The sequence below is a fragment of the Dulcicalothrix desertica PCC 7102 genome, from assembly GCF_003991905.1.
Classification (GTDB): Bacteria; Cyanobacteriota; Cyanobacteriia; order Cyanobacteriales; family Nostocaceae; genus Dulcicalothrix; species Dulcicalothrix desertica.
Genome location: NZ_RSCL01000002.1, coordinates 183771 through 198135, shown reverse-complemented (window position 1 = coordinate 198135; position 14365 = coordinate 183771). Strand labels below are relative to the sequence as shown.

Here is a 14365-nt window from a genome sequence, read left to right as displayed (position 1 = left end):
TCAAAGGCTGTCGGCGCTTAGTGTGTTCCCTATTAATGACTCGGCTAGAGTTCAGTTGTCTTTTATTATGCACCCCTTATTCTGTTTGCGATACGATTTTAATCATCAATGCTTGTGATACACGTCACACTGTCAACAACGAAAGCTGTGAGTACAAAAACAAAAAACCGACAGTCTTGTTCAAAGGCTGTCGGCGCTTAGTGTGTTCCCTATTAATGACTCGGCTAGAGTTCAGTTGTCTTTTATTATGCACCCCTTATACTGTGCGCGATACGACCAATATCATATAAGTTTGTGATTAGCGTCACATTATAAGCAATTAAACGGATTTACGTGTAAAACAAAAAACCGACAGTCTTGTAAAAGGCTGTCGGCGCTTAGTGTGTTCCCTATTAATGACTCGGCTAGAGTTCAGTATCCTTATTATTCCAGTTTCACAACCGTAAGAAGACGATCTTAATCATGTATCAATGTGATTCTCATCACAACACAGGCGCCTGCTGTTTTGTATCATCCCTCTTCTTCAAGGGCGCCTGAATTTACCTATTCAGTTTGAACCTTAAAAAACCTAGCGCTATGCTTGATACAGATTTTTCTGGTACCTATGCATATAATGTCATTTATAACTGTAAGCAAAATTACAATGTCAATAAGCTATGCCAATACTTTATATAATAACGGCTAATCAGTTAAAATGACTAAAATCTTAGAAACCGGGTTTCTTCTTTAATATCTGTTATAAAAATGACGATTTGTCTGCGACAATGAATGTGTATAAACCCGGTTTCTAGACCCAGGTAATTAACACAGTGGCGACAGAAATAGGTAAAATATTCGTCTGTTCCTATGGTGCATAGTTCAATATGACCGTCTCCTCACAACCTCCGTTTTCTCCTCAAGAAATCGCCGAAGAAGGTATTAAGCCCGAAGAATACCAAGAAATATTTAATAGATTAGGGCGCCATCCCAATAAAGCTGAGTTGGGAATGTTTGGTGTAATGTGGTCAGAACACTGCTGTTATAAAAATTCTCGACCTTTATTAAAGCAGTTCCCTACCACAGGTAAGCGCGTTCTCGTTGGTCCCGGTGAAAATGCTGGTGTTGTAGACATTGGTGACGGGTTACAACTAGCTTTTAAAATCGAATCGCATAATCACCCTTCTGCCGTCGAACCATTTCAAGGCGCCGCTACAGGTGTTGGTGGTATACTTAGAGATATTTTTACAATGGGTGCGCGTCCAATTGCTGTACTAAATTCGCTGCGATTCGGTTCCTTAGAGGATTCTAGAACTCAGAGATTATTTCAAGGTGTAGTTGCTGGTATAAGTCACTACGGCAATTCCGTTGGGGTGCCCACTGTTGGTGGAGAAGTTTATTTTGACCCAGCTTATTCTGGCAACCCTTTAGTGAATGTAATGGCACTAGGGTTAATGGAAACGCCAGAAATAGTAAAATCCGGCGCCTCTGGATTTGGCAACCCTGTATTATATGTTGGTTCCACAACAGGACGCGATGGTATGGGAGGCGCCAGTTTTGCAAGTGCGGAACTGAGTTCGGAATCAATGGATGACCGTCCGGCTGTACAGGTAGGCGACCCATTTTTAGAGAAATCTTTAATTGAAGCTTGTTTAGAAGCATTTAAAACAGGCGCCGTCGTAGCTGCCCAAGATATGGGAGCAGCAGGTATTACTTGTTCTACTTCTGAAATGGCGGCAAAAGGTGGAGTGGGGATTGAGTTTGATTTAGATAAAGTACCAGTGCGGGAAACTGGAATGGTGCCTTATGAATACCTACTTTCTGAGTCACAAGAACGGATGTTGTTTGTGGCACACAAAGGACGCGAACAAGAGTTAATCGATATTTTCCATCGTTGGGGACTTCAAGCAGTTGTTGCAGGTACCGTAATTGAAGAACCCATAGTCCGAATTTTATTCAAGGGAGAAATTGCCGCCCTTATTCCGGCTTCGGCATTGGCAGAAAATACCCCTTTATATGAGCGCGCATTACTCAAAGAACCACCAGAATATGCCCAAAAAGCTTGGGAATGGACACCTGAAAAATTACCTAACTGTACAGCATCTGGTATTGAGGTGCAAGGTAAAAAGCTAAGTTGGAACGATGTTTTATTAACTTTGCTCGATACACCAACTATTGCATCGAAACGTTGGGTTTACCGTCAATATGACCATCAAGTCCAGAATAATACGGTTATGCTTCCTGGTGGCGCCGATGCTGCAATATTAAGATTACGTCCCCTCGAAGGAGTACAAAATTCTACTTTCTCTTCAGGTGTTGCTGCTACTGTTGACTGCAATCCGCGTTACGTTTATCTTGACCCATATGAAGGCGCCAAAGCGGTTGTTGCTGAAGCTGCACGTAATCTTAGCTGTGTAGGTGCCGAACCTTTAGCAGTTACAGATAACTTAAATTTTGGTAGTCCAGAAAAACCCATAGGTTACTGGCAATTATCAGAAGCTTGTCGAGGTTTAGCAGAAGGTTGTCGCGAATTAGAGACTCCCGTCACAGGTGGAAATGTTTCTTTGTATAATGAAACGCTCGATTCACAGGGAAATCCACAAGCAATTTATCCAACACCTGTAGTGGGAATGGTTGGTGCAATCAGCAATTTAAACAATATTTGTGGACAAGCTTGGCAAAAACCAGGTGATGTAATTTACTTATTAGGTGTAACTGTACAATCTAAAACCGAACTAGGCGCATCAGAATATTTAGCGACAATTCATAATACGATTGCTGGTAAACCGCCACGTATCGATTTTGATTTAGAACGTCGAGTCCAAAAAGTTTGCCGTGAAGGAATTCATCTTAATTGGATACGTTCAGCACATGACTGTGCGGAAGGTGGTTTAACTGTAGCACTTGCAGAATGTTGTATTGCTTCTAAATGCGGCGCCACTATAGAATTACTATCCAGCGACATAGCTAATATACGCCCTGATGAATTGCTGTTTGGAGAAAGTGGCGCCAGAATAGTAGTCTCTGTACCACCAGAACTACAAATAGAATGGGAATCATACATAAATAAAAACTTGGCTAATCATTGGCAAAAACTTGGCAAGGTCGGTAATTGCGACACAGGTTTACAGGTAACAACATCTGATAACCAAACTTTAATCAGAGTTACGATTGAAGAAATTAGCTCAAACTTTCTTAACGCTATCGAACGAAGACTTTTAATAGAGTGCTGAGTAAAAAGTGCTGGGTGCTGAGTAAAGTCAAAAGTTAGGAGTTAGGAGTTAGGAGTTAGGAGTTAAAAGTTCCAACTCAGCACTCAGCACTCAGCACTCAGCACTCAGCACTCAGCACTAAAAATTCATCACTTTTGACTGATTTTGCGGTACTGTTTTAATGGATGGTTAAGAAATATTTAATTGTTCTTCCACCACTACCAAACGGAATATTTTTCGATTTTTTCCAATTCTCTTAACTTTTTCCAGTTTTCCCGAACTGGAAAATTGTTCATCCCTGTGACTGACCGACATCTTATCATCAGGAGCATATAAGCGCATGGTTCCCAATCATCCCGTCACTTCGGATTGCGATTCCCAACCAACCAACGAGGATAGCAACTATCATGAACGACCCGACAAGCCAGAAGAAGCTTGTGGAGTTTTTGGCATTTACGCACCCGATGAGGATGTTGCCAAACTGACTTATTTCGGATTGTATGCACTGCAACACCGAGGTCAAGAATCAGCAGGTATTGCTACGTTTCTTGGTGACACCGTTCATTTATACAAAGACATGGGTCTAGTATCCCAAGTCTTTAACGAATCGGTTTTAAGCGAACTGCCTGGTACAATTGGTGTCGGTCACACGCGCTATTCGACTACAGGTTCTAGTCGTAGAGTTAATGCTCAACCTGCTGTTGTAGATACGCGGTTAGGTAAATTAGCTTTAGCACATAATGGGAACTTAGTCAATACTGTAAAATTGCGTGACGAACTTGTAAAAGACAGTATTAACTTGGTGACAACGACTGATTCCGAAATGATAGCATATGCAATCGCGCAGGAGGTAGGCGCCGGATTAGACTGGTTAGATGGCGCCATCAAAGCATTTCATCGTTGTGAAGGTGCATTTAGTTTAGTAGTGGGTACACCAGTAGGAATAATGGGTGTACGTGACCCCAATGGTATTCGTCCACTAGTAATAGGTACAATTGGCTCTAATCCGGTTCGCTATGTATTATCATCAGAAACTTGTGGTTTAGATATAATTGGTGCCGATTATTTGCGTGATGTTGAGCCAGGTGAGGTTGTATGGATTACCGAAGCTGGATTAGCATCATATCATTGGAGCAAAAAGCCACAAAGAAAACTATGCGTGTTTGAAATGATTTACTTCGCACGTCCAGATAGTTTAATGCACAACGAAACATTATATAGCTATCGAATGCGCTTAGGGCGCCGACTTGCGATTGAATCTCCTGTAGAAGCGGATATAGTATTTGGTGTACCAGACTCAGGAATACCTGCTGCAATTGGTTACTCCCAAGAATCAGGAGTTAAATACGCTGAGGGATTAATTAAAAACCGCTACGTTGGACGTACATTTATCCAACCTACACAAGCAATGCGTGAGTCGGGAATTAAAATGAAACTTAACCCACTCAAAGATGTTCTGGTTGGCAAAAGAGTGATAATTATTGATGACTCGATTGTGCGAGGTACAACTAGCCGTAAACTAGTAAAAGCTTTGCGTGACGCAGGCGCCATCGAAGTGCATATGCGAATATCCTCACCCCCAGTCACTCACCCTTGTTTCTACGGTATAGATACAGACACTCAAGACCAGCTAATTGCCGCACGCTTCTCTGTAGAAGAAATTCGCAAACAACTACAAGTAGATAGTCTTGCCTACCTCAGTTGGGAAGGAATGCTAGAAGAAACCCAAGAAGACACCAACAGCTTTTGTTCAGCATGTTTCACTGGTGACTACCCTGTAGCCATACCCGAACAAGTCAAACGCACAAAACTAGTCCTAGAAAAAGTCACAGTCTAATACTGTCGCAATTTATCTTGTAGAATCATGTTTTGTGGAATGGGCATCCTTGCCCGTTCCATTGTAAATATTATTCTTTGAAGAAAAAATTTACGTATTTAATGTACGAGATAGCTGTGTCATAAAAGTAAAGCTTCTAAAAACAACAAGAGCATCTCAATTATGCTCGTGCAGAATTGGAATGCTCTTGAAGTGACAGTAAATTTTGATTATCAAAAATGGGCCAAGATTTTATATAACCTGAACCATTATTCCAATTAAATTTCTATCTTTGATGAATTTACTTAAAATGACCTTAAACCAGGAATTTTAATATCTGTTATTACGGAAGTTGCCTCTGCGGTCTCCACCACCACCACCAAATGAACCTCTGTTGTTCTCTCTTGGTTTAGCTTTATTAACCTTGAGGTCTCGTCCCATCCATTCAGCACCGTCAAGAGCTTCAATAGCAGCTGCTTCTTCAGCTTCTGTACTCATCTCAACGAAACCAAAGCCACGAAGACGACCGGTTTCTCGGTCTGTGGGTAGTTGAACTCGCTTTACAGTACCATACTCTTGGAATACAGCATTTAAGTTCTCTTCTGTAACCTCATAGGAGAGGTTGCCTACATAAATTGACATTTATTTTTCTCCGAAATTAAGCATGTTTAGAGATCTAGATTTCGGAGAAAAGTCCGTGAATAGTGAAAACAAACGTGGTCGTCCGAATTAAGTCTCGTCAGCAATTATAGCACAGTTTGCTTCTTCTCAAGGTGAATAGAGTGAAATCTATTTCTCTACGTACTCCGTGTCTCTGTGGTAAATAGATATACGCTTCACAATTGATAACAAGGAAGACTAGCTTCGCTGCAAAAACTCAATATTTGGTATTAATGGGTCTGAAACAACACCTACACCAATAAAACCCCAACGTTTGAGTATACCTGGAACTTGGCTATTGGAAACCATCTCAATTCCCAAACGACTTGCATATTCAGAAGCGTGGGTATTGAGATAGCTCAAAGCGTCGTATTGCTCTTTAAATAACAGCAAGTAACTTGATTCGTTTTCATGAGGACGCGCTGCCAAGTACTTACCGTCAGTTTTAGAACGCATTATATAGTAAAAATCGAGAGACATAATATATGTTCTAACTAATTGAGGTCTTCGAGTTTGATGCGTGGGTCTGCGGCTTTAAGCAGTAAGTCGGCTATCAAGTTGCCTATAATTAACAGAACGGCGCCCATAACCAAGCTTGCCATTAGTAAATATAAATCTTGAGCTTGTAATGCTTGTAGTGTTAACCTACCCAAACCTGGCCAGTTAAAGAAATATTCCGCAATAAAGGCGCCATTCAATAAACCAGCTAGCTCAAATCCTAAAAGAGTAATTAGCGGGTTGATAGCATTGCGAAGCGCATGAACATAGATAACACGGTTTTCTGGTAAACCTTTCGCGCGCGCTGTTTGAATATAATCTTGTCGTAGTACATCAAGCAGTTCACCACGGGTAATGCGTTGTAACCCAGCAAAGCTAGTAACACTTAAGGCAATTGTGGGTAAAAACATATGCCAAATAATGTCAATAAATTTACCAAATATATTTAATTCATCGTGGTAAATACTCGTCATACCCCCTACCGGAAACAAGGGAGCAGTAATTTGAGCAAATATTAATAATATGAGCGCAGTCACAAAACTAGGAAAACCTTGCCCCGCATAACTAATCACCTGCAAAACGCGGTCGGCAGCACGATTTTGCTTCACAGCAGCAAAAATACCTAAAGGAATTGCAATTGCCCAAGTTAGGACTAACGAGGAAATAGCTAAATACAGTGTCGCTGGTACCCGTTCCCATAACAGCGAGGAAACCGAACGCTGATAAACAAAACTTTGTCCAAAGTCCCCTCTCGTAATAATTCGTCCCAACCACAGGAAAAATTGCTCAAACCATGACTTATCCAAACCAAACTGGCGTTTTAGCTCCGCAATTCGTTCTGGCGAAATTTTCGGATTTTGCCGCAATGTATCCAAATAATCACCAGGCGACAATTGAATAATGATAAAAGATAATGCAGACGCAAAAAATAAAGTGAACAGCGCTTGCGTCACACGCTTAACGATATATACAAAAGTATCACTTGTTATAAATCTTATTATTGAATCTTTTCCCGATTCCCAAGAAACCCTGCTTGCTGTCATAATGATAATTTAATAGTTAATAGTAGGGTGCGTGACGCTAATAAAAAATTCTAACGTAGTTACAAGACTCGTAGCGTCACGCACCAGTCAATATATTGTGACAATGATTTAATACTCAACGAGCGAGATAATCGGTACATTTGGTAAAGACGCTCGCCCGTTTAAGTCCCGTAGCTCGATAATAAACCCAAATCCCACCAGATTGCAGCCGCACAACTGTAACAGTTTAGCGGTCGCAGCAGCAGTACCACCAGTTGCAATTAAATCGTCTACGATTAAAACTTTGCAATCTGGTTGAATAGCATCCTGATGGATTTCCAAACAGTCAGTACCATATTCTAATTGGTACTCGATAGAATGGACGGCACTTGGCAATTTGCCTGGTTTACGTACCGGAATAAAACCAGCACCTAATTCGTATGCTAAAGGAGTACCAAAAATGAATCCCCGTGATTCCATACCTACTACGTAATCGACTGTTAAGTTTGCGTCAACACATCTTTGTTTCAGTAAATCTATGGTGTATCGTAATCCCTTCGCATCACGCAGTAATGTTGTAATATCCCGAAATACAATACCTGGCTTAGGAAAATCTGGGATGTCCCGAATTAATGACTTTAAATCCATACAATCAAATCCATACAATATATTTAATTAAATCAGTTGATGTCGGCGCCGCTTGTTAAATATACGGATGGCGTCGTCTCGCCAAATCGTCCATTATAACGGTATTCGTTTGATTTGCGGACTCCGTTACAGTTGAATCATTGACGATTAACCCAATCTACACGAAGCTAGGGATGGAACAACCCACCCCGCTCATAGCAATCAAACAGGAATCATAATGAATGATGCAGGTAAGATGTAGCTCTATTCGTCAGATGTGATTAACTTAGTGGGTAAACTATGTAATAAAAACATTGATTTGAGTATACGGAAACCTTTCAATCGAATGAGTAACTAATGTATATATCAGGCAGTGCTTTATCTTCGCTCTTAGGAGGGTGTAAAGGTTAACGCTTGGGTCTCTTTAAGTAGTTTTATGTAGTCATATGCAGCCTTGTAGTGGTATTTATAATGAATGTCTCAGCTAGTTTAACGCCCTATAACCATAACTCAATGCCGTCGTCGCTTCCGATGATTTTGGACAGTTTACCAGAACCAGCGATTGAGGGACAAGATTGTCCCCGTCGAACTCGGTTGCAAATCGACCTAATTTTACTCGCGATTGAAGCTTTAGAGCTAGGAGGTTCTGAAGCAATTTTGGCTTTTGCTGAAGAATTAGACCTCAAAGGTATTATTAAAGACCGAGTAAACTTGTGGCGAATGCGTAGCAGCAACCCAATGCGAAGAGCGCATATACGGCGCCCTTTAACTATTATGGAAGCAAAAGCCCTAGTAGTAATAGCCTGTTACATTGCACGTCGCTTAACAGTCACAATTCGCCAATTGCTGATGATATACCAGCAAATGACCGATAAACAAATACCACTCGAACAAAATCTTCGGTTATCGAACTACTTAGAAAGGTTCCGCGCGCATTTCAAAAGCCGCATGAATCCACGTCGTTCGGGTGTACTATCTGTAACTAGCGACGAAAAACTAGATGAGCTAGCAATTGATTTGCTGGGCAAATTATTATTTTGTACCGGAACTGCTGGAATGCAACGGTTTTGGATTAGCCTTTTTGACGGTGAAGTGAATTAAAATTATGAATATTCAAAGAAAATATAGTTTACCCAATTGCACCCTGCTTCTCGAAGGTTTAAGCGACGCATCGAAAGCCACACATTTCCAAGAAATGCGTCCAGAACTATCTATATTAGTTAATGTAGAATGCTATTTATCTGGTTTAAAGCAACCCCTAGTTGGTGGACGTGAATTTTTTGAAAACTTAGTACGTGTAGTTAGTGGTTACGCGCAAGAGTTCTTGAGCAATGTTCCAAACCCACTCGCGGAAAATAAAGATACTGATGTAGTACAACTGCACACAATTGATAGCAATCGCCACAAACTAATTGTTAGTTCAGAAACTGTTCAGTCTGTTGACTCTTTTAATTCTGATATTAAAATGCCCGTTGAAATCGAACTCAATACAGTACAATTGTTCGATTTAGTTGAAGCGGTAGACCAATTTTTTGCGGATACCCAAACACTGCCAGAATTAACTTTAGCCCTTCAATCATCTCGACGTCCAGGTGGCGCCAGTGACTCTGTAACAAAACAGATTGTACCAGCAACAGTAGGGTTATCGAGTTTAGCGGCAGCAGCGCTTGCATTTAGCTTAATTCCCACACCGCAACCAAGGGTACCACAACCCGAAGCTCAAAAAGACTCAAATAGTCTAACAGCGAATTCGACGCCAAATGTGGCAACTCCGGTTGGAGTTTCACCTACCCCAGTAGTAACCGATGCTGCGACTGTTCCCATACCTGGAATAACAGCAACTCCTACTCCTACTATAGACACTTTTTTGGCGCCGACTCCTGCACTCACACCAACACCAACACCAACAGTTGCAGCGACTCCAGGTGTACCTCAAGATATTGAGGCGCTTTTAAAGACAGTTCCAGAAATTACCGACCCATCACAACTACGCGCATTAAATCGCCAATTATATAACCAAATTAACCCAGCTTGGGCAGGACGCGGCGCCTTAAATGAAGATGTGGTATTTCGTGTGGGTGTAGGAGCTGATGGTGCAATTCTTGGCTATAAACCAGTTAACAAAAATTCAAATGACGCAGTAAGTCAAACACCTTTACCCAATTTGCTCTACAACCCTGCAACAAGAAGTTTAGCAACAAATGAACCAATCGCTCAGTTCCGAGTTGTATTTAGAAAACAAGGAGTGTTAGAAGTTAGTCCTTGGTTGGGTTATTCTAAACCACCACAAGTAGTTGGCGAAAAAATTAAAGATGCAAATCAACTCAAAGAATTAAATACAAAACTATACGATACGCTTCGCAATAGTTGGGGTGGTACACCAAGCTTTAACACTGACTTAAAATACAGAGTAGCAGTGAATAAAGAAGGTGTAATTGCTGATTACGAACCACTAAACAAAGGAGCTTTTGACTTTTACCGAGAAACTCCCCTACCTAAAATTTTTAATGAAATCTACGGTTCTAACGTTGCTCCACCAGACACCAAGCAACCTCTCGCTCACTACGAAGTTACATTTAAACCCAGTGGTACGTTAGAAATTCAACCTTGGGAAGGATATCAATAAATGTAGAGACGTGACATGTCACGTCTTTTCAATGGAAGACGCGAACGAAGACGCGAACGAAGACGCGATATATCGCGTCTCTACATTAGGTTATTTAACAATTCGTCCCATATAATTACCCCACAATTGTGCAGCTTGAGCGCTGCTACCAGATGTGGGTTTAATTTCGTCGTTGCCAAGCCAAATACCTGTGGCAAGGCGCCGACCGGGAATAAAACCAATGAACCAAAGGTCTACGTTTTTATCGGTAGTACCAGTTTTGCCAGCTTCTCCAAAACCAATAGCGGCGCCTTTTCCTGTACCGTTTGTAATTACACCCCTAAGTAACCCCGTCATTGTAGAAGCTACGTTTTTTGACAGAACACGCTTGTTAGCATCTGGGTCTTGGTCGTAGGAATAGATAACGCGACAGGTTTTTAAATTATTACGGTCAGGACAATCACTACTGTCTAAAATGCGACTAATTGCGTGGGGACGATTTAATAAACCGTTGTTAGCAATGGCACCGAATGCTCCAGTCATTTCTAATACATTTACAACGCTTTGCCCTAGTATTAAGCCAGGTACGGGGTCAAGCGGTGAACGTATTCCCAAACGTTTTGCTTCTTCGACAACTTTGTTTAGCCCAACATCCTGTGCTACTCTCAAGGCAATGGGATTTTCTGATAGAGCTAATCCTGTTGCCAGACTCATACTACCACCAGCACCCGACCGACAAGGTTTATACAAAAACCCTTGCCAACGTAGAGCATCACAGGAATAAGACCTAGAAGGCGAAAATCCTTTCTCTAAAGCTGCTGTGAAAGCAAAAATTTTGAAAGTTGAACCTGGTTGGCGTTTTGCTTGAAAAGCACGGTTGAATTGACTGCGACGGTAGTCTGTACCACCTACCATTGCTAAAATTGCACCCGTACTCGTATCAATAGTTACAATTGCCCCTTGTGAGTAACCTACTTGGGCGCCCGAAGTACGTACTGAATTACGCAGTGCTGTTTCAGCTTGGGTTTGAATTGTTGGGTCGAGTTGCGTCTCAACAATAAAATTGCCTTCTCGCGCTAAATCTGCCCCCAATATTGTTTCAAGTTCAGAATAAACATAGTCGTAAAAATAAGGGGCAATAGTTTTTGCCTGCTGTTCGCAAACTTTAGGGCTGATTTCTACTGGTGAACGTCGAGCGCGGTTATATTCATCTTGCTTGATTTTGCCCATATCGAGCATACGCCGCAAAACACGGTTACGATATTCGATTGTTCGGAATTTTCTCTCTCCGGCGCCGCAGTAATCGAATCGATTTGGTGCTGGTAGAATTGCCACTAGCATTGACGCTTCAGCTAAAGTTAGTTCTTTTGCCGATTTGTCAAAATAAAATCTGGATGCATCCTCAAAACCAGAAGTATTGGCGCCTAAGAAGACTCGGTTGAGATAAGTAAGCAAAATATCGTTTTTGCTGTAAAAAGTCTCTAATTTGAGCGACACAACAGCTTCACGAAACTTACGACCAAGTGAATCTTGGGTTCCAACATAATCGCGGAACAAACTGCGCGCTACCTGCTGTGTTACCGTCGAGGCACCCTGTTGAACATCGCCACTACGAGCATTAATAGTTAACGCCCGTAACACTCCTAATGGGTCAACACCAGGATGCCAATAATAACGGCTATCTTCCGAAGCAACGACGGCATTAGCTAGGTAAGGGCCAAAGTCTTCCATCTGTTTGAGGTCGATGTGCGCGATAGTTCGTGTTTCGCGCAGTGGAGTAATACCGTCGCGTGCTGTAATTACAATTGGTGAACGTGTGGCGCCAGGAAGCGGACGAACTGAAAATTTCAACCACTCAACACCGATAGTTAAAGCAACTAAACCAGCTACGGCGCCAACCCCATAACCTGTCCACGTGGCAGCTTTAACATACCAAGGTGGTGGGTCAACATATTGTAGGCGCACCGAAGCGGCAAGTTCCGGTGGTCCAAGAGTCAAGATATCGCCGTGACGTAACTCTAAGGTGTTGACGCGACGTTTACCTCGATAAATACCATTTGTAGAATTTTCATCTTTAATTAAAAATACTGGGCGCCGTTGACTAGAGTCGCGTGACAGCGACAAATGTATTTGGCTAACCACTGGGTTGCGGACAACAATATCGGAGGATTTAGAACTGCGACCAAGCATATATCGGTCGCCTAGCAACGGATATACTTCTGCTTGAGATGCCCCCGCATCTTGTACCCAGAGTTCCGGAACTCTGGCATTTGGCTTGAGTGCTAATTTGGAAAAATCGACTCGAGCTTGAATTGTCTGCACGGCTTGCGTCAACTGACCAAGCAAAGTTTGCGGTTTTTGAGGAGGCTGGGGGGAACTCATCTACTATTCACACCACGGTTTTTACTTAAAATTTAGACTTACTTACATGCGATGCTAGCTATTCCACCATTGTAATCACAAGCCTAACAAGACGCTGGCTGTACTGAATTGTTTCCAACTCAATAGATACTAAATAAATATACATTAATTAAATTTATTAATTAGAATTACTTTGTCAATAATGTTACATACTTATTAAAACTAAATATACACTCATTAACTGTTTGATTGACTTGAGCCAATACTCTATACTATTGTCTATATCTAAGTTACACTGTCTAAGGGATATAGAGATATTCTGATATATTGGTGTTAGTGTAAGCTAGTAAACAATATATAGCTGACATAAATTTTACATGATTTGATTGCCTCAACACCCAATAAATTAGTTGTGATACATATTTTTATTAGAGATACATCCCTATAAGGGAAGATTTTCTAAAACCCGTTGTTTGATTTAATGGGCGGAGTATGTGTCGAGGTGTTGAGGTTAAGTAATATGAAGGAAAAATTCCTGACCTTAGTAGGTACAGCCTTCGGATTGGCGCTATCTTGCAACGTAGCTTCCGCTCAATCAACAAAATTTCCAGAGTTGATTCAAGCACAAAGAGAAAACGAGTCCAAGGTTGCTCAAGCAGCGCCTCCAAAAGAACTAGCCCCCGACGTAATGGAAATTTTATGTAAAAATTATCCATTAAATTCACGATGTGAAGGTCGTGCAAATGCGAATCCAGCAGGTGGTAGTTCATCAGAACAAAACACTCCTGGTGTAACTGGCAGTCCAACAGGAGGCAGTACTCCAGTTGACCCATCTACAACAACAACTCCAGATTCATCTACTCCTGGTACAGGTACTAGCGCACCTAGTGATACCAACCCAACAGGCGCCCCAAGTCCTGAAGGTACCGTTAACCCCGTAGAACCAGGTACTACTAATCCTGGTAGCATTAATACTCCTGGTAGCACACCTACACCTGGTACAGGTAGCAGCGCACCTAGTGATACTAATCCAACAGGCGCCCCAAGTCCTGAAGGTACCGTTAACCCCGTAGAACCAGGTACTACTAATCCTGGTGGCAGTAATCAACAAACCGTTCCAGTTACACCATTACCTGGTAGCAGCAACGAAACCCCAGGTGCAACTCCTTCTGTACCTGGTAGCACCATTGAAACCCCAGGTGCAACTCCTTCTGTACCTGGTAGCACCATTGAAACTCCCGGTGCAACTCCGGATGCTGGTGGTAGCAATAGACAAACTGCACCCCTAACTCCATTACCAGGCGCCCCTGGCAGTTCAGGTAATGAGATTAACCCAAGTGGTAGTTCTAGTGAACCATTAAAAGCACCTGGTTCTGAGACCCCAAACAGTACAAGTGAACAACTTACTGCGCCAACATCAGACACACCAAATAATATGACTTTACCTGGTAACACTCCACCCGCAGTTAATCCTGGTTCAGGTTCTGAAGTAGCACCTGGTGGTTTTAAAAACTAGAAACTGCTTTCAATAGCTTTGATCTAAACTCAAAAATTGCAAAATCCCGGTTTCGTAAAAGTTACCGGGATT

The 14365-nt window shown here is 41.9% G+C and carries 10 protein-coding genes; 5 read left to right on the top strand and 5 right to left on the bottom strand.

The window, feature by feature from the left end; translation table 11 throughout:
• Positions 1-863 precede the first annotated feature (863 nt).
• Together purL and purF are read left to right on the top strand one after the other, a co-directional pair.
• Positions 864-3209, top strand: coding sequence for a phosphoribosylformylglycinamidine synthase subunit PurL (gene purL / locus DSM106972_RS04955; RefSeq protein WP_127079437.1), 2346 nt, complete (start codon positions 864-866; stop codon positions 3207-3209).
• A 319-nt stretch (positions 3210-3528) separates the two neighbouring features.
• Positions 3529-5025 (top strand): amidophosphoribosyltransferase, encoded by a 1497-nt coding sequence (purF, locus tag DSM106972_RS04950; protein ID WP_127079435.1) that lies wholly within the window; start codon positions 3529-3531, stop codon positions 5023-5025.
• A 309-nt stretch (positions 5026-5334) separates the two neighbouring features.
• On the opposite strand, the gene rbp is transcribed toward purF, so the two are convergent.
• From rbp to DSM106972_RS04930, 4 genes are all read right to left on the bottom strand, one after another.
• Positions 5335-5646: an RNA-binding regulator gene (gene rbp / locus DSM106972_RS04945; protein WP_073620704.1), complete on the bottom strand. Its 312-nt coding sequence runs from the start codon at positions 5644-5646 to the stop codon at positions 5335-5337.
• Positions 5647-5862: 216 nt separating this feature from the next.
• On the bottom strand, positions 5863-6144 hold the full coding sequence (locus tag DSM106972_RS04940) for a hypothetical protein (RefSeq protein ID WP_127079433.1): 282 nt from the start codon (positions 6142-6144) through the stop codon (positions 5863-5865).
• A 14-nt stretch (positions 6145-6158) separates the two neighbouring features.
• Entirely contained in the window at positions 6159-7205 is a 1047-nt protein-coding gene (locus DSM106972_RS04935; RefSeq protein ID WP_127079431.1) for an ABC transporter permease, read from the bottom strand.
• A 108-nt stretch (positions 7206-7313) separates the two neighbouring features.
• Positions 7314-7832, bottom strand: a complete 519-nt coding sequence (locus DSM106972_RS04930; RefSeq protein WP_127079429.1) for an adenine phosphoribosyltransferase — start codon at positions 7830-7832, stop codon at positions 7314-7316.
• A gap of 450 nt (positions 7833-8282) precedes the next feature.
• Here DSM106972_RS04930 and DSM106972_RS04925 point away from each other — a divergent pair, with 450 nt between their 5' ends.
• Both DSM106972_RS04925 and DSM106972_RS04920 read left to right on the top strand, forming a co-directional pair.
• The gene (locus tag DSM106972_RS04925) at positions 8283-8912 is read left to right on the top strand and encodes a DUF3038 domain-containing protein (protein ID WP_127079426.1); all 630 of its coding nucleotides are present in this window, start codon (positions 8283-8285) and stop codon (positions 8910-8912) included.
• Positions 8913-8916: 4 nt separating this feature from the next.
• Positions 8917-10437 carry a DUF4335 domain-containing protein gene (locus DSM106972_RS04920; protein ID WP_127079424.1) on the top strand — a complete coding sequence of 507 codons (1521 nt, stop codon included), beginning with the start codon at positions 8917-8919 and terminating at the stop codon, positions 10435-10437.
• A 90-nt stretch (positions 10438-10527) separates the two neighbouring features.
• On the opposite strand, the gene DSM106972_RS04915 is transcribed toward DSM106972_RS04920, so the two are convergent.
• Positions 10528-12798, bottom strand: coding sequence for a transglycosylase domain-containing protein (locus DSM106972_RS04915; protein WP_127079422.1), 2271 nt, complete (start codon positions 12796-12798; stop codon positions 10528-10530).
• Between the two features lie 499 nt (positions 12799-13297).
• Here DSM106972_RS04915 and DSM106972_RS04910 point away from each other — a divergent pair, with 499 nt between their 5' ends.
• Complete coding sequence (locus tag DSM106972_RS04910; protein ID WP_127079420.1) at positions 13298-14293, top strand: hypothetical protein; 996 nt, start codon at positions 13298-13300, stop codon at positions 14291-14293.
• Positions 14294-14365: the final 72 nt, after the last annotated feature.